Source organism: Phaeobacter inhibens DSM 16374 (assembly GCF_000473105.1).
GTDB classification, from domain to species: domain Bacteria; phylum Pseudomonadota; class Alphaproteobacteria; order Rhodobacterales; family Rhodobacteraceae; genus Phaeobacter; species Phaeobacter inhibens.
On record NZ_KI421498.1, the window covers coordinates 819,430 to 834,658 of the forward strand.

The following is a 15,229-nucleotide window of genomic DNA, read 5'->3' on the forward strand; positions in this document are numbered from 1 at the left end:
TGGCCAGAGGCGCACTGCGCCGCGGTCAGACGAAGGATTTGTGATGACGACGATCAAGCTGCACAACACCCGCACCAGAGGCAAAGAGGTGCTGAACCCGATCAATCCCGACGATGTGCGCCTCTATCTCTGTGGGCCGACAGTCTATGACCGCGCCCATTTAGGCAATGCGCGCCCGGTGGTGGTGTTTGATGTGCTCTATCGCCTGTTGCGCCACGTCTACGGCACCGATCATGTCACCTATGCGCGCAATTTCACCGATGTGGATGACAAGATCAACGCAACCGCGCTGGCCCGCAAGGAAGCAGGCGCGCCGGGCACGCTGGAAGAGCTGGTACAGGAGCGCACAGAAGAGACTATCAGTTGGTATCTGGCGGATATGGCTGAACTGGGCGCGCTGGAGCCGGATCACATGCCGCGCGCAACCGCCTATATCCCGCAGATGATCGCGATGATCGAAGAGCTGATCGCCAAGGGTCATGCCTATGCGGACGGTGCCGGTCATGTGCTGTTCTCGGTCAAGAGCTACAAGGATTACGGCGCGCTGTCCGGCCGGTCGGTGGACGACATGATTGCCGGTGCGCGGGTTGAAGTGGCCGATAACAAACGCGATCCGATGGATTTCGTGCTGTGGAAGCCCTCCACCGATGAGCTGCCCGGTTGGGACAGCCCCTGGGGCCGGGGTCGTCCGGGTTGGCATATCGAATGCTCCGCCATGAGCCACGAACTGTTTGGCGATAGTTTCGACATTCACGGCGGCGGCAATGACCTGATGTTCCCGCATCACGAGAATGAAATTGCGCAAAGCTGCTGTGCCCATCCCGAGGGTGATTTTGCAAAAATCTGGCTGCATAATGAGATGCTGCAGGTCGAAGGAAAGAAGATGTCCAAGTCTCTGGGCAACTTTTTCACCGTGCGCGACCTCTTGGATCAGGGGTATCCGGGGGAGGTGATCCGGTTGGTATTTTTGCAAACCCACTATCGCAAGCCGATGGATTGGACCGACAAAAAAGCAAAAGAAGCAGAGGCAACGCTGCGTAAGTGGTATCAGCTTGCGGCAACGGCCCTAGACAATGAAGAACCATATGTTGGGGTGATCAATGCACTATCCGATGATCTAAATACAGCCCAAGCAATTGCCGAATTGCATCAGCTTTTTCATGCCGAAGATGCTGCAAGCATGCGGGCTAGTTTGAAGTTCATGGGTCTTATGGGTGCGGACACTCCAACATGGGCTACCGGTGAGAACATTGATCTAACCTTATATGAGAGAAAACTATCCGATGCTCGGGAAGTCGCTATGCAGAGTAAGGATTTTTCCGAGGTTGATCGCCTGAAGGCGGCCTTTGTTGCTGCTGGGGTTGAGGTCCGGATGAGTAAGACCGGCGTTGAACTGGTGCCCGGCCCCTCATTCGATTCCAGCAAACTGGACGCGATCTAGCACCAAAACAGACCACTGCCCTCAGAGGTGAGGGCCACCCTCATTCCGCCAAGCCATAAGGCCAGCCATGACCAAAGAACGTCTTTACCTCTATGACACCACGCTGCGCGATGGGCAGCAGACCCAGGGTGTGCAGTTCTCGACCACCGAGAAGGTGCAGATTGCGACGGCGCTGGACGGGCTTGGGGTGGACTACATCGAAGGAGGCTGGCCCGGCGCCAATCCGACCGACAGCGGGTTCTTTGACGCAGCCCCCCGGACGCGCGCGACCATGACTGCCTTTGGCATGACCAAACGGGCAGGGCGTTCCGCGGAAAACGACGATGTGCTGGCGGCGGTGTTGAATGCCGGCACAGCGGCGGTCTGTCTGGTCGGCAAAAGCCATGATTATCACGTCACCCATGCGCTGGGGATCACGCTTGAGGAGAACCTCGATAATATCCGGGCCTCCATCGCGCATCTTGTGGCGCAGGGGCGCGAGGCGCTGTTTGATGCCGAACATTTTTTTGACGGCTACAAGGACAACCCGGACTACGCGCTGGCGGCATGCCGCGCCGCGCTTGAAGCAGGCGCGCGCTGGGTGGTGCTGTGTGATACCAATGGCGGCACCTTGCCGGGGGACGTGGGGCGGATCGTGGCGGAGGTGATCGCGGCCGGGTTGCCGGGGGATCATTTGGGCATTCACACCCATAATGATACCGAAAATGCGGTGGCCTGCTCGCTGGCGGCTGTGGATGCAGGCGCGCGGCAGATCCAAGGCACGCTGAACGGTCTGGGGGAGCGCTGCGGCAATGCCAATCTGACCACACTGATCCCCACACTGCTGCTGAAACACCCCTATGCGGACCAGTTTGACATCGGTGTCAGCCACGAGGGCTTGAGTACGCTCACCGCGCTCAGCCGGATGCTGGATGAGATTCTGAACCGGGTACCAACGAAACAGGCCGCTTATGTTGGGGCCTCCGCCTTTGCCCATAAGGCCGGGCTGCATGCCAGCGCGATCCTGAAGGATCCGAGCACCTACGAACATATTGACCCGACATTGGTTGGCAATGCGCGTATCATTCCGATGTCCAATCAGGCAGGGCAGTCCAATCTGCGCCGTCGCCTGTCGGAGGCCGGTCTGCGCGTTGAGAACGGCGACCCGGCGCTGGCGCGAATTCTGGAGCGGATCAAAACCCGTGAGGCCGAGGGGTATTCCTATGACACCGCGCAGGCCTCGTTCGAGATCCTGGCGCGCGAGGAGCTGGGGCAGCTTCCAAGTTTCTTTGAGGTGAAGCGCTATAAGGTCACGGTGGAGCGGCGCAAGAACAAGTATGACCGGATGGTCTCGCTCTCTGAGGCGGTTGTGGTCGTTAAGGTGGATGGCCAAAAGCTGCTGTCGGTGAGTGAATCGCTGGACGAGACCGGTAGCGACCGGGGTCCGGTGAACGCGCTGGCCAAGGCGCTGACCAAGGATCTGGGCCAGTATTCCAAGGCGCTGGGTGATATGCGGCTGGTTGATTTCAAAGTGCGCATCACCCAAGGCGGCACCGAGGCGGTGACACGGGTCATTATCGACAGCGAAGATGGCGCCGGGCGACGCTGGTCTACCGTTGGCGTCAGCGCGAACATAATAGATGCCTCGTTTGAGGCGCTGCTGGATGCGATCCGCTGGAAGCTGCTACGCGACACCGATGCCGGGGGCGTTGGCGTCTGATGACGACATTTGATGACGACCTGATTACCTGCGCCGATCTGGTACAGAAAGGCGATCCCGACCGTTTTGCCACGGTGATGGCCTCGCCAGTCTCTACGCGCGCCGCCCTGTTTGCGATTTACGCGTTTAATCTGGAATTGGCGCGGGCACCCTGGGCCTCAACCGAGGCAATGATTGCCGAAATGCGTGTGCAATGGTGGCGCGACGTCGGCGCCGAGATTGCCGCCGGTGGTTCTGTGCGTCGACATTTTGTCGCCACACCGCTGGCCAGGGTCCTGACGCCGGAACTGGCGGTGCATATTGATGAAATGGCAGAGGCCCGCCGCTGGGACATCTACCGAGACCCGTTTGAGGATGAGGCGGCACTGGCGGATCACATCGACAAGACCACAGGCTCGCTCATGTGGATGGCAGCGGCGACGCTGGGGGCACGTGATCAGACACTAGTGCGCCGGTTCGCCTATGGGGTCGGCGTCGCCAATTGGCTGCGCGCAATACCCAAATTGGTTGCAGAGAAGCGCGTGCCGCTTCTGGATGGCACCCCCGAGGGAGTACGGGCACTGGCCCAGGATGGCCTTGCGGCGTTGAAAGAAGCCCGCGCCAATCGGGGAGCGATGGCGGCATCTTCGCTGCCGGCGCTCCTGCCAGGCTGGCAGGCGGACAAGATCCTGCAACAGGCCGTCGCCGTGCCGCAACGGGTTGCAGATGGCGCCTTGGGGACAAGTGAATTCCGCCGTCGCACCAGTCTGATCTATCGGGTCTCGACCGGGCGCTGGTAGGTTCACTGAGATTCAGATGGAAAAAAGACGCCGACGGCTTTCCGCCTGGCGTCTTTTTCTTTTTCTGCAGCGGGTTAACCGGAGATCACATGTCACGTACAGCTCGGGGTTTCAACGCAAGCCACAAGAGCGCGCCGCCCGCCAGGACCAGGAAGGGCGCCATCGCCATGTTCACGGCGGTCCAGCCTTCGACCGCACTACCGCCTGAACAGTTCATCAGCCCGCCCGAGGCCAGCGAGGCAAAGGTGACGCCGCCAAAGACCAAGAGATCATTCAGCCCCTGCATCCGGCCGCGCTCATAGCTCTCATGTGCGCCGGCCAACATGGTGGTTGCACCAATGAAGCCAAAGTTCCAGCCAATGCCCAGCAAGACCAAGGCGACAAAGAAATTTTCCAGATCCACGCCCTGCAGCGCGACAGCCCCGGCTGCGGCAAGAATCACAAGGCCGGCGCCAACAACCTTTTCAACGCCGAAACGCGCAATCAGATGACCGGTAAAGAAGGAAGGCACATACATTGCCAGCACGTGGGCGGTCACCACGTCAGCCGCGCTGCCTTCGGTAAAGCCACAGCCAACAACCGCCAGCGGGGTGGAGGTCATCACTAAGTTCATCAGCGCGTAGGACACCATTGCACAGATCACGGCCACGGCGATGGTGGGTGTGCGCAGCAGCTCCAGACGGCTGCGTCCCTTGGGCGCGTCCTCGCTGGGCACCGGGGGTTTGGGGATCTTGAGGAACAGAAACAGGATGGCGCCCAGAACATTGACTGCGACCACGGCCATATAGGTGCCGAGGAAGGGGATCACAAAGGCTTGGCTGGTCGCCTTGACGATCTGCGGGCCAATAATGGCTGAGAGCAACCCGCCCGCCATCACATAAGAAATTGCCTTGGGCCGAAACGCATCGGACGCGGTGTCAGTGGCGGCAAAGCGGTAAAAACCTTGCGCGCTCATGTAGATACCGGTCAGGAAGCTGCCAAACAGGAAGATGGGGAAGGAACCAAGGTAGAGCCCATAGGCACCAATGACCCCGCCAAGGGTGCCGCCGGCAGCCCCGACAAAGAATCCCGCCTTGCGCCCGTAACGCTGCATGATCGCGGAGATCGGCGTTGCTGCCAGCATGGAACCGGCGACGATCAGCGAAATCGGCAGGGTCGCGAAACAGGCATTGCTGGCAAGCGATTGACCTGCGAGACCACCAATGGTGAAGATCATCGGCATCTGCGCGCCCAAAAAGGCCTGCGCAAGCACGAGAATGACAACATTGCGTTTGGCGATGCGGTCGTCGGGGAGGGGGAGGCTGTCAGTCATGACAGATGCGTATCCCTGAATATCCGGCAGGGCAAGATTGATGCTGCATCAGTGCGTTATGCGCGCGAAAAAGACGCAAGGAGAGGTGACACATGACAGGATCGAAAAATCCGGATGCGGCGGGGGCGGTTAACGTCGGACGGATCATCACCAGTGACGCCTGCGTATCTGAAGGAGCAGCTTGGCTGGCCGATCACGACGCGCGATTTGCCGCCGCGATTGACCTCTGCGGACCGCTGCCCCTGCGCCGCAAACCCGAGGGCTTTGCCGAACTGCTCAGCGCGATTGTCAGCCAGCAGGTGAGCGTCGCCTCTGCCAATGCGATCTGGGGCCGGATGGTTGAGGCGGGGTTGGACACCGCCACTGCCGTTGCCGCCGCTAGCGAGGATGATCTGCGCGGTGTCGGTCTCAGCCGTCAGAAAATCCGCTACGCCCACGCCCTGGCTGCGGCCGGCATTGATTTCGACGCCCTACGCCAGCTGCCGGATTCCGAGGTGATTGAGACCCTGACGCAAGTTTCGGGCATCGGCACTTGGACCGCGGAAATCTATGCGATGTTCTCGCTTGGGCGGGCCGATGTCTTTGCCCATGGTGATCTGGCGTTGCAGGAGGGTGCGCGGATACTGCTCGACCTGCCAGAGCGGCCCAAACCCGCCGCGATGCGCCGCATCGCCGAGGCATGGTCGCCGTGGCGGTCGGTTGCGGCGCGCGTGCTCTGGGCCTATTACCGGGTGGCAAAGGACAGGGAAGGGATCCGATGACACGAGTTTTATCAGCCGAGCGCAAGGCGCCTTTGTCGGGGCAGACCCGATCCGTGGTGGTGTTTCTGCATGGCTATGGGGCCAATGGCGCCGACCTGCTGGGACTGGCTGACCCCTTGGGCGAACATCTGCCGGATACATTGTTTGTGGCGCCCGATGCGCCGGAGCGTTGTGCGGGCACGCCCTTTGGCTTCCAATGGTTTCCGATCCCCTGGATCGACGGTTCTTCCGAAGAGGAATCCATGCGGGGCATGATGGCCTCCATCGAGGATCTGAACGCATTTCTGGATGCGCTAATGGTGGATGAAGATGTGCTGCCCGAGCAAGTGGTGCTGTTTGGATTCTCCCAAGGCACGATGATGAGCCTGCATGTCGCACCCCGCCGTGAAGATGCGGTGGCGGGGATCGTCGCCTTCTCCGGGCGGCTGCTCTCGCCGGAGACGCTAAAGGATGAGGTGGTCTCAAAAATGCCGGTGCTGCTGGTGCATGGCGACGCTGACGATGTGGTGCCGCCGCAATCACTGCCCGAGGCTGCCGAGGCGCTGGGAGAGGCCGGGTTCCAGGATGTCTTCGCCCATATCATGAAGGGCACAGGTCACGGCATTGCACCCGACGGGTTGAGCGTGGCGCTGGCCTTCATGCGTGACAAGCTGAGCCTGTGACACCACTGCGACCGGTTCCGGTTGCAGCAGGATCAGAAAACAACACCAGCCGCGCAGCTTAACGCTTGCGCGGCTTTCTTGGTTTTCGCGGTTTTAAGCCTGCATCCGACTCCGGTCGAGCGGGCTTTGACGCGGCGGCTTTGCGCCGGGCAATGGCCTGTCGGTTTGGCGCAGGTTTGGGTTTTGGCGGACCCGGAATAATTGGCGCCTCCAGATCCTCCCAGGTGCCGGGGGACAAGCCGTCCAGCGTCCAGATCCCAATCGCCGCCCGGATGAGGCGCAGGGTCGGATGGCCGACAGCGGCTGTCATTCGCCGCACCTGCCGGTTGCGGCCTTCGCGGATGGTGAGCGCGATCCAGCTGTCAGGCACGGACTTTCGCACCCGGATCGGTGGGTTGCGTGCCCAGATCCCTTCCGGTTCCTCAATCAACGCGGCTTTGGCTGGGCGGGTCATCCCGTCTTTCAGCTCCACGCCGTTGGCCAGCGCCTGAATGGCGGCGGCATCCGGTGTGCCCTCGACCTGTACCCAATAGGTTTTCGGCATCTTATGCTGCGGGTCCGAAATCCACGCTTGCAAACGCCCATGATCGGTCAGCAGCATCAGCCCCTCGCTGTCACGGTCCAACCGCCCCGCAGGGTAAACCCCCGGCAGATCAATCCAGTCGCTGAGCGTCGCACGCGGACTGCTGTCGCTGCCACGATCGGTGAACTGGGGCAGTACATCATAGGGTTTGTTGAAGCGGATCAATCTGGTCATCAGCCTGCAATAGGCAGCGCTTTACTAAGTGGCAAGGGTGACGAGCGCCTCCAGCGTGGTTTGGCCGGGTGCAGATCAGCGTCTAGCCGTCATGCTGCTGTCACGGAAGCATCCTAGTGATCAATCAGAAAGCTGGTCCGAGGCCGTGTTAGAATCATTGATAATGGGGGCTTGCCAGTTGCAGGCCACGATATATAGTTAATTCAAAGCAGGGGCGGGTTCCCCGCTCTGATGTCGGAACACAGGCAGACAGGGCGGTAGAGCCGTTGCAGAACATGCAGATCCACCAGCAACAGATTTCAGCAGGTATTGGCGATGGGTGTACAGCCGTCGCCCAAGGTGAGCCTGTGAGTTGCTGCAACAAGGGGATGCGTCCGCTGATTGGTCTGCGAATACCTGTCTGGCCGCATCGAAGCCCTCTGTCGGTTCGCCCTCAGTATGCTGAGATTCATATGACTGATCCAAAGACAAGCGCGTGGGCTCCACGCGCTTTTGTTTTTTCTGAAACCACCGCTGTGCCGGCCCGTGTGCGGGGGCAGGGTGGTGGTCGATGGCCGGGACCTTGGCGCAGGTCCAGGCCATTGAAACGAGGAGGTGCAGTATGACCGTCGCCGTTGGCAATCTCAGAACCTTGATTCTGAACGCAGATATGCAGCCACTCAGTTGGGCACCGCTGTCTGTCTGCAATTGGCAGGATGCATTTGTCGCCGTTCATCAGGAGCGTGTGATCCAGGTCAAAACCTACGAAGATGTCGAGGTGCATTCTGCCTCGCAATCCTTCGAAGTCCCTTCTGTTGTGGCGCTAAAGCGCTATCGCAAGCGTAAGAAAGTCGCCTTTACCCGCTATAACGTCTTCCTGCGCGATGAGTTCTGCTGCCAGTATTGCGGCAAGCGGTTTGCCGCCAAAGATCTGACATTTGACCATGTCATCCCCCGCAGCAAAGGCGGCGCATCTTCCTGGACCAATATCGTGGCCTGTTGCAGTGCCGATAACCTGCGCAAAGGCAATCTGAAGCCACAGCAGGTCGGGCTGAAACTGCGCCGCAAACCCTTTGCCCCCAGTCCGCATGAGCTGGACGCCATTGCCCGGCGCCTGCCGCGTCCCAAACCAGAGCTGCACCAGACCTGGATGGACTTTCTCTATTGGGACAGCGAATTGGACAGCTGAGAAACCACAACAGATTTATCCATAAAAAAAGCCCCGATTAGCAAAGCTGTCGGGGCTTTTGGTTGTCTATATCCCGAAATCTCAGCCCTTGGCGCGTTGCACCATGCCAAAGAGATCGCGCGGATCGTCAGGGTCGGCCAGCATATCCAACTCAAGGAAGAAATCCGTATCCTTGATCCGGTCGCGGATGTAGCGCAGGGCCGAGAAATCCTCGATCGCAAAACCGACGCTGTCGAACAGGGTGATCTGCTTGTCATCGCGGCGACCGGGTTTCTGGCCCAGGATCACCTGCCACAGCTCGGTGACTTCAAAATCCTCAGGCATCTGTTGGATCTCGCCTTCGATCCGGGTCTGGGGCGGGAATTCCACAAACACGTCAGAGCGGGACAGGATGCCCGGTGCAAGCTCCGTTTTGCCGGGGCAATCTCCGCCGATGGCGTTGATGTGGACACCGCTTCCGACCATGTTGTCGGTCAGGATCGTGGCATATTGCTTGTCGGCGGTGCAGGTGGTCAGGATCTGCGCGCCCTCGATGGCCTCTTCCGGCGTTTTGCAGGCCACAACGTCCAGCCCGCTGGTCTTCAGGTTCGCCGCGCATTTCGCGGTTGCAGCCGGATCAACATCATAAAGCCGCACGGATTTCAGCCCGCAGATCGCCTGCATCGCCAGTGACTGGAATTCTGACTGGGCGCCATTGCCGATCATCGCCATCGTCGTCGCCTCTTTGGGGGCCAGATGCTTTGCCACCATAGCTGAGGTCGCAGCGGTGCGTAATGCGGTCAGGATCGTCATCTCGGTCAGCAGCACCGGATAGCCGGTATAGACATCCGCCAAGAGGCCAAAGGCAGTGACTGTCTGCAGCCCCTCAGAGGTGTTTTTCGGGTGGCCGTTTACATATTTGAAGCCATACGCCTCGCCGTCGGAGGTTGGCATCAACTCAATCACGCCCACATCGGAGTGGCTGGCCACGCGCGGCGTTTTGTCAAACAGCTCCCAGCGTTTGAAATCTTCTTCGATATAGGTGGCCAGATCCTTCATCACGGTGTCAATTCCAACATGATGAATGAGGCGCATCATATTGTCGACGCTGACAAAAGGCACAAGTGCCTTGTCCGAGGGTTGGGTCATAACTGGGTCCTTTCACGGGGGCTGAGGTGGATGGCTGCCAGCATGCAGCGCACCGACCCGCCAGCGGTTTCGATTGTAGGGATGGAGAGCGGCAGCAAGTCGGCACTGCGCTCGACTATGGCGATCTGTTCTGGGCGCAGTACCTCCACCGCGCGGGAGGAGAGCGCCAGAAGACGGCGATCACCGGTCAGCTCCAGCGCATTGCCGGCAAATCCGGCGATCTGTTCGGGCGTAAGATCAATCACCCGGCGTCCGGTTTCCTCCAGCCGCGCGGCAACTTCGGCCCGACGCATTGGATCGGTGATCATATCAAGGCAGATCAGCGCATAATCCGTGCCGATGCCCATCAGAACATTGGTGTGATAGACATCACGGCCCTGCGCGTCCCGCGCTTCGAACACCATCGGTTCAAAGTTGAAATGGGTGCAGAAGCGTTCCAGCAGCACCGGATCGGCACGGTTGGATTTCACGGTATAGGCGATGCGTCCGATATGATCGAGCACCATGGCGCCGGTACCTTCGAGCGCCAGCCCGTCCTGTTCCAGCCCGGAATAGTCGATCACATCTTGAACGCGGTAGTCCCGCTTCAGCAGTTCGATCACATCCCAACGGCGTTCCTTGCGCCGGTTGGCCGCATACATCGGGTAGACCGCAACATGGCCGCCGGCATGGGTCGAAAACCAGTTGTTGGGGAAGACGCTGTCCGGGATCTCTGTGCTGGTGTCGTCAAACACATGCACGCTCACACCAGCGCCGCGCAGCGCTGCAACAGCTGCGTCGAATTCAGCCAATGCCTGGGCCGAGGTGACATCGGCAGTCTCACGCGCAAGGGTCTGAAACGCATTATCGTCGCGCGTCTCCGGATTGGAGCAGAAATGATGTGGTCGGATCATCACCACCGCACCGGGGGCCTGAAGCCGTCTCATTGATAGCTCCGTGTTGGGCGGTCAAAGACGCGGCGACCAAGAGCCGAAGCGCAGAGATCCACCATTAGATGCGCGGTACGACCGCGCTCATCCAGAAACGGGTTCAGCTCCACCAGATCAAGCGAGGTCATCAGGCCGGAATCATGCAGCATTTCGCAAACCAGATGACCCTCGCGTACTGTGGCGCCGCCGGGCACGGTGGTGCCGACTGCGGGGGCTACAGACGGATCCAGAAAATCAACATCGAGCGAGACATGCAGCATTCCGTTGGCATCTTTGACCCGCTGGAGAAAGGCAGAGAGCGGACCGGCAATTCCATTTTCGTCGATGTCACGCATGTCATGACGGTGAATATCGCTGGCCTCAAGCGCGAGGCGTTCCGGGGTATCCACGGAACGCAGGCCAATCATGCAGACGTTTTCTTGCGGGACCGGATTGGCAACCTCGGGAAAGCCTGCAAAATCAGGGCGCCCGGTGAAATAGCCCACTGGCGTCCCGTGTAGATTGCCGCTGTCAGAGGTTGCAGGCGTATGGAAATCGGTATGCGCATCAAGCCACAGCACGAATTGCGGGCGGCCTTCCTTGGCCGCGTGGTTGGCCACGCCAACAACCGACCCCAAGGACAGCGAATGGTCGCCACCAAGGAAGATCGGCAGGCCATCTTTCATCGCCTCTTCGGCGGCGCGGATCAGGCGATTGGTCCAGCCGATCGTTTCATTGCGGGCAAAGACCAGACCGTCGTTGGTATCGGGTTCATGGGTGGCAGGACGCAGATTGCCCTGATCGATCACCTTGTGACCCAGACTTTCAATTGCGCGCCCCAGACCGGCGGTGCGATAGGCATCCGGCCCCATCAGGCATCCGGCGCGTCGCTTGCCGCTGTCCACCGGGGCCCCGATCAGAATACAGGTCTTGGATGTCACGCGCATATCTCCTCTGCGAACTGTAGATACTCTTAGAAACCTCCGATTTGAGGTGGATTCCAGCGATCAAATCGCCCATATAGTAGGGCAAATAATCAAGTCGGAGGTTAAATTGGACAAAACGGATGAGCGCCTGATTGCTGCGCTACGTCATAATGCACGCGCATCCCTGTCGGATCTGGCGTTGCAGCTGAACCTGTCGCGGACCACCGTCCGGGCCCGGATCGAACGGTTGCAGACCAAAGGTGATATCCTTGGGTTTTCTGTTGTACTGAAAGAGGATGTCCTACGCGATCCGGTGCGTGGGCTGATGATGATCGGCATCGAAGGCCGTGGTACCAGCCGGATCACCCGACAGCTTCAGGGGCTGCCAGAGGTGCGGGCGATCCACACGACAAACGGGCGCTGGGATCTGATTATTGAGCTGGGCACCGAAACGCTCGAAACCCTGGATGCCGCCCTTGCCAAGATCCGTACATTCGAAGGGGTGGTCAGCAGCGAGACCAACCTCCTGCTTGCCACAAAAAAGGACAGCTAATTCGGGCAACGCCAGGCCTATCCGATTGTGGCGCCCAGCATCTGTGTTCCTGTCAGATCCGGTTCTTGCGCATGTGGTTGGCCGCAGCGACCCAGAGTACGGCCAGAAAAAGCGAGGCAATCGCATTCCAGCTGGCCATTGAGAGGTTGAACAGCTCCCATGGTACATCGTCGCAGCGCACCAGCGGTGCCGACATGATTTTCTGCATCAGATCCTCGCCGCTGAGGTTGCCAATCGGGCCGGAGGTGCAGGAATTTGGACCTTCCCACCAGCCAAGCTCAACACCGCTGTGATAAGCACCGATACCCGCCGTGGCCAGCGCAACCAGCGCGCCGAGATAGGGCAGGATCACCATTGGCACCATCAGGGCCAGCACCCCAATCACAATCGCGGCGCCATGCGGGTAACGCTGCCAGATGCACAGCTTACACGGCGGCATCTCGCCCAGATACTGGAACCCGAAGGCCCCCAGCAGAAGCGCAGCTGAGCCAGCGGTGGCAATCAGAATTAGAAATCGGCTCATGTTTACAAGACCTTTAGTGCGAAAAACCCGCCAAACAACAACACGACAAAGATCGTGAAGACAAGGCCCAGACGCCGTTCAATAAAGTCGCGGATGGGCGCGCCGAATTGCCACAGAAGCCCCGCAACGATGAAAAACCTCATAGCACGCGCCAGAATGGAGGTCGCAACGAAGGTTGCGATGGGCATTCCAGTCCAGCCTGACATTATTGTGATCACCTTATAGGGGAAGGGTGTGATGCCCGCGATCAGCACGGCCCAAAACCCAAAATCATTGAAGCGCTGATTGAATTCCGCCATCGCATCCGCCTTGCCCATGGCAGCAAGCACCGGTTGACCGATACTGTCGTAGAAAAACGCACCGATCGCGTAGCCCAGCAATCCCCCCGCAACTGACGCCACCAGCGCCACCAACGCAATCAGCCAAGCCCGAGAGGGGCGGGCGAGGATCATCGGGATCATCAACACATCTGGCGGGATCGGAAAAACCGAGCTTTCAACAAAGGCCACACCCGCGAGGCACCACAGCGCCTTGGGATGATCGGCCAGAGCCATAGTTCGGTCATACAGCGCGCGCAACATCCTCGGGGCTCTCCTTGGCAATCCGATGAGAGCGGTGCCACGTGGGGGCGGGCGGGTCAACCATCATGGCCTCATGAGGCGCCCAAATGTCGTTCAGACTTCAGGTGCATTTTTCACCACTTCGGGCGCGATTTGCCTATGGACCTCAGCGACCGCCTTGGGTAGGAACAGGACAGAGGCCCAAGTGGCGGAATGGTAGACGCAGGGGATTCAAAATCCCCCGCCTTTGCGGGCGTGCCGGTTCGAGTCCGGCCTTGGGTACCAAGGGTTTCAAGGGGCTGTGCGATTGCGTCGCGCGGCCCCTTCTTCTTTTCGACATCCTCGGAAGCAGAACCCAAGCCCGGCAACTGCGTCGTCGCGGATCAACTTCGCCGACTTTGGGGCTGCAGGTTCGTCGGCGGCGAGGGCGACCACTCTCGCTGTAATCGCGCAGGGATGAGAGCAAGCGCTACAACTGCAGATGTCTGAGTTTTCTTCCGATGCGCATGGCTCGCGTCACATCTGCATGCGTATCTCTCACAGTCAGAAGACCGCGCATTCGCGGAAACGTCAGTATCTGGGCGAGAATGGGCGCGTTTCGCGGGCGGGCCATGGGCTCGCTGCGATGGCGTCTTTCAGGGCGTGGTAGATCTTCGGGTCGATGGCTGTGCCCTGCATGTCGTCCATAACTGCAAATGCCTTCTCCAGCGGCAATGCCGAACGATAGGGACGGTCCGCGGTCATCGCGTCAAAAATATCAGCGACGGTGAGGATGCGCATTTCAACTGTCAGATCCGCCGCTCCGAGGCCGTGCGGATAGCCGGTCCCATCCAGCCGTTCGTGATGCGCCGCCACCACTTCTGCGACATCTTCGAAAACCGAAATCCGTCGCAATATGTCATGACCCAGAACTGGGTGCAGTTTCACCTGCTCCATATCCTGACTGTTCAGACGGCCGGGTTTATCCAGAATCGCGTTGGACACGCCTAACTTACCCAGATCATGCAGAAGCCCCGCACGGACCATCCAGCGCCGATGAGGCAGGTCAAAACCGAGCGCCTCACAGATCATATCTGTGTAATGTGCGACCCGTTCGGAATGGCCATATGTGAAAGGACTTTTGGCATCGATCACCTTTGAAAAGGCGTAAGAAACCTCATCCAGATAGTCGTCATCGACGGGCATGCTCACCCGTGCTGCGCGATCAGAGAACACGCTGGTCTCCAGCCTGTTGCTGGTTAGCCTGTCGTAAAATCCGGGCGCGCGGATCACGCGAGTAAAGATGGGCACCAGCTCCGGATCGAACCAGCTGCCTGCGCGGGTTTCCAGCTCATCCGCCGCGGCGCCGGAGCCCAGCTGTAGCGTGAAAACATCCGTGACCTGCGCCATAAGCGCGATACGGGAGAACAGCGGAATCTCCTTTTGGCTGATTCCGGCCGGATGGCCGCCGCCATTCCAATGCTCGTCCAGACCGGCAATCCCATTGGCAACCCGTTCCGAGAAGCGCATCAGCCGGGCGATTTCTGCGCCCCTGTCACAGCGGGTCTGGATCAGTTCAGTGGCCAGGCTGCCACTGCGGCCAATCACGCCAGTGACCGTTTTCAGCCGCTTCAGACGGCCGTCCCCCTGACCGGTGTGGCGCAGCACGAAATCCAGCTTTTGCCGGGTTGTGCCATCGACAAATTTGAAGTTGCGCTTAAAGGTGAGATCATCGGTTCGGTAGAGCGCGCAGATCCGGGCGGCGTTGGAGCTGCATCCCAGATCCTTGAGCAGAAGCGTAAAGTACAGATCCGCGCGCTCCTGCTGCGACAGATGCAGGTAATCTGCTACCTGCATGCCAATCCAACAGCAGCGGACGCAATGCCCCTCTGGCTGACCTTCGGTGAGATCCAGCGCATGGCTGAGTGCACCCAGCAGTTCGCCCAGCTGGATGGTTTGGCCGCCGACCCGCGAATAGGTCACATCGTGCAGCACGCCAATGGAGGCGGCCGCAAAACCGGGGGCCGGATCCGATCCGGGCAGCGAATACGGGGTCGGAGTGGCCACCATGGC

General features: G+C 59.6%; 15 protein-coding genes and 1 tRNA gene. 8 read left to right on the top strand and 8 right to left on the bottom strand.

The window, feature by feature from the left end; translation table 11 throughout:
* Positions 1 to 43 precede the first annotated feature (43 nt).
* The 3 genes from cysS to INHI_RS0107585 all read left to right on the top strand — a co-directional run bounded on the left by cysS (position 44) and on the right by INHI_RS0107585 (position 3,919).
* Positions 44 to 1,441: a cysteine--tRNA ligase gene (gene cysS, locus INHI_RS0107575; RefSeq protein WP_027247271.1), complete on the top strand. Its 1,398-nt coding sequence runs from the start codon at positions 44 to 46 to the stop codon at positions 1,439 to 1,441.
* A 67-nt stretch (positions 1,442 to 1,508) separates the two neighbouring features.
* Positions 1,509 to 3,140, top strand: coding sequence for a citramalate synthase (gene cimA, locus INHI_RS0107580; RefSeq protein WP_027247272.1), 1,632 nt, complete (start codon positions 1,509 to 1,511; stop codon positions 3,138 to 3,140).
* Positions 3,140 to 3,919 (top strand): squalene/phytoene synthase family protein, encoded by a 780-nt coding sequence (locus INHI_RS0107585; RefSeq protein WP_027247273.1) that lies wholly within the window; start codon positions 3,140 to 3,142, stop codon positions 3,917 to 3,919. The genes cimA and INHI_RS0107585 overlap by 1 nt, the downstream gene beginning before the upstream one ends.
* A gap of 85 nt (positions 3,920 to 4,004) precedes the next feature.
* Here INHI_RS0107585 and INHI_RS0107590 read toward each other — a convergent pair whose 3' ends face one another.
* Positions 4,005 to 5,231: an MFS transporter gene (locus INHI_RS0107590; protein WP_027247274.1), complete on the bottom strand. Its 1,227-nt coding sequence runs from the start codon at positions 5,229 to 5,231 to the stop codon at positions 4,005 to 4,007.
* 92 nt (positions 5,232 to 5,323) lie between these two features.
* Between INHI_RS0107590 and INHI_RS0107595 the strand changes: the two genes are divergently transcribed.
* Together INHI_RS0107595 and INHI_RS0107600 are read left to right on the top strand one after the other, a co-directional pair.
* Positions 5,324 to 5,992 carry a DNA-3-methyladenine glycosylase family protein gene (locus INHI_RS0107595; protein WP_036766976.1) on the top strand — a complete coding sequence of 223 codons (669 nt, stop codon included), beginning with the start codon at positions 5,324 to 5,326 and terminating at the stop codon, positions 5,990 to 5,992.
* Positions 5,989 to 6,654, top strand: a complete 666-nt coding sequence (locus INHI_RS0107600) for an alpha/beta hydrolase (RefSeq protein ID WP_027247276.1) — start codon at positions 5,989 to 5,991, stop codon at positions 6,652 to 6,654. Before INHI_RS0107595 ends, INHI_RS0107600 begins: the two co-directional genes overlap by 4 nt.
* Positions 6,655 to 6,712: 58 nt before the next feature.
* Here the strand turns inward: INHI_RS0107600 and INHI_RS0107605 are convergent, their stop codons facing one another.
* Positions 6,713 to 7,411: a pseudouridine synthase gene (locus INHI_RS0107605; protein ID WP_027247277.1), complete on the bottom strand. Its 699-nt coding sequence runs from the start codon at positions 7,409 to 7,411 to the stop codon at positions 6,713 to 6,715.
* 601 nt (positions 7,412 to 8,012) lie between these two features.
* On the opposite strand from INHI_RS0107605, the gene INHI_RS0107610 reads away from it, so the two are divergent.
* A complete protein-coding gene (locus INHI_RS0107610) occupies positions 8,013 to 8,579 on the top strand; it encodes an HNH endonuclease (RefSeq protein ID WP_014874743.1) in 567 nt (188 codons plus the stop codon).
* An 81-nt stretch (positions 8,580 to 8,660) separates the two neighbouring features.
* Here the strand turns inward: INHI_RS0107610 and ocd are convergent, their stop codons facing one another.
* Genes ocd through rocF form a run of 3 tightly spaced genes read right to left on the bottom strand, consistent with a single transcriptional unit; the run spans position 8,661 to position 11,556 of the window.
* Positions 8,661 to 9,707, bottom strand: coding sequence for an ornithine cyclodeaminase (gene ocd / locus INHI_RS0107615; RefSeq protein WP_027247278.1), 1,047 nt, complete (start codon positions 9,705 to 9,707; stop codon positions 8,661 to 8,663).
* Positions 9,704 to 10,633: a citrulline utilization hydrolase CtlX gene (gene ctlX, locus INHI_RS0107620; RefSeq protein ID WP_027247279.1), complete on the bottom strand. Its 930-nt coding sequence runs from the start codon at positions 10,631 to 10,633 to the stop codon at positions 9,704 to 9,706. Before ctlX ends, ocd begins: the two co-directional genes overlap by 4 nt.
* A complete protein-coding gene (rocF, locus tag INHI_RS0107625; RefSeq protein ID WP_027247280.1) occupies positions 10,630 to 11,556 on the bottom strand; it encodes an arginase in 927 nt (308 codons plus the stop codon). The genes ctlX and rocF overlap by 4 nt, the downstream gene beginning before the upstream one ends.
* Before the next feature lie 112 nt (positions 11,557 to 11,668).
* Between rocF and INHI_RS0107630 the strand changes: the two genes are divergently transcribed.
* Positions 11,669 to 12,094: an Lrp/AsnC family transcriptional regulator gene (locus INHI_RS0107630; RefSeq protein ID WP_014874739.1), complete on the top strand. Its 426-nt coding sequence runs from the start codon at positions 11,669 to 11,671 to the stop codon at positions 12,092 to 12,094.
* Between the two features lie 52 nt (positions 12,095 to 12,146).
* On the opposite strand, the gene INHI_RS0107635 is transcribed toward INHI_RS0107630, so the two are convergent.
* Both INHI_RS0107635 and INHI_RS0107640 read right to left on the bottom strand, forming a co-directional pair.
* Positions 12,147 to 12,617, bottom strand: coding sequence for a disulfide bond formation protein B (locus INHI_RS0107635; protein ID WP_027247281.1), 471 nt, complete (start codon positions 12,615 to 12,617; stop codon positions 12,147 to 12,149).
* A 2-nt stretch (positions 12,618 to 12,619) separates the two neighbouring features.
* Positions 12,620 to 13,198, bottom strand: coding sequence for a YqaA family protein (locus INHI_RS0107640; RefSeq protein WP_014874737.1), 579 nt, complete (start codon positions 13,196 to 13,198; stop codon positions 12,620 to 12,622).
* A gap of 178 nt (positions 13,199 to 13,376) precedes the next feature.
* Between INHI_RS0107640 and INHI_RS0107645 the strand changes: the two genes are divergently transcribed.
* Positions 13,377 to 13,462 (top strand) — tRNA-Leu (locus tag INHI_RS0107645).
* 285 nt (positions 13,463 to 13,747) lie between these two features.
* Here the strand turns inward: INHI_RS0107645 and INHI_RS0107650 are convergent.
* Positions 13,748 to 15,226, bottom strand: a complete 1,479-nt coding sequence (locus INHI_RS0107650; protein WP_027247282.1) for an HD-GYP domain-containing protein — start codon at positions 15,224 to 15,226, stop codon at positions 13,748 to 13,750.
* Between the last annotated feature and the right edge of the window lie 3 nt (positions 15,227 to 15,229).

What these genes read in the sequence shown, in the direction of transcription:
- INHI_RS0107650 (WP_027247282.1), bottom strand. Translation starts at nt 15,226, where the DNA reads ATGGTGGCCACTCCGACCCCGTATTCGCTGCCCGGATCGGATCCGGCC.
- ctlX (WP_027247279.1), bottom strand. Translation starts at nt 10,633, where the DNA reads ATGAGACGGCTTCAGGCCCCCGGTGCGGTGGTGATGATCCGACCACAT.
- INHI_RS0107640 (WP_014874737.1), bottom strand. Translation starts at nt 13,198, where the DNA reads ATGTTGCGCGCGCTGTATGACCGAACTATGGCTCTGGCCGATCATCCC.
- INHI_RS0107590 (WP_027247274.1), bottom strand. Translation starts at nt 5,231, where the DNA reads ATGACTGACAGCCTCCCCCTCCCCGACGACCGCATCGCCAAACGCAAT.
- cimA (WP_027247272.1), top strand. Translation starts at nt 1,509, where the DNA reads ATGACCAAAGAACGTCTTTACCTCTATGACACCACGCTGCGCGATGGG.
- INHI_RS0107610 (WP_014874743.1), top strand. Translation starts at nt 8,013, where the DNA reads ATGACCGTCGCCGTTGGCAATCTCAGAACCTTGATTCTGAACGCAGAT.
- INHI_RS0107600 (WP_027247276.1), top strand. Translation starts at nt 5,989, where the DNA reads ATGACACGAGTTTTATCAGCCGAGCGCAAGGCGCCTTTGTCGGGGCAG.
- cysS (WP_027247271.1), top strand. Translation starts at nt 44, where the DNA reads ATGACGACGATCAAGCTGCACAACACCCGCACCAGAGGCAAAGAGGTG.
- INHI_RS0107595 (WP_036766976.1), top strand. Translation starts at nt 5,324, where the DNA reads ATGACAGGATCGAAAAATCCGGATGCGGCGGGGGCGGTTAACGTCGGA.
- INHI_RS0107635 (WP_027247281.1), bottom strand. Translation starts at nt 12,617, where the DNA reads ATGAGCCGATTTCTAATTCTGATTGCCACCGCTGGCTCAGCTGCGCTT.
- INHI_RS0107585 (WP_027247273.1), top strand. Translation starts at nt 3,140, where the DNA reads ATGACGACATTTGATGACGACCTGATTACCTGCGCCGATCTGGTACAG.
- ocd (WP_027247278.1), bottom strand. Translation starts at nt 9,707, where the DNA reads ATGACCCAACCCTCGGACAAGGCACTTGTGCCTTTTGTCAGCGTCGAC.
- INHI_RS0107605 (WP_027247277.1), bottom strand. Translation starts at nt 7,411, where the DNA reads ATGACCAGATTGATCCGCTTCAACAAACCCTATGATGTACTGCCCCAG.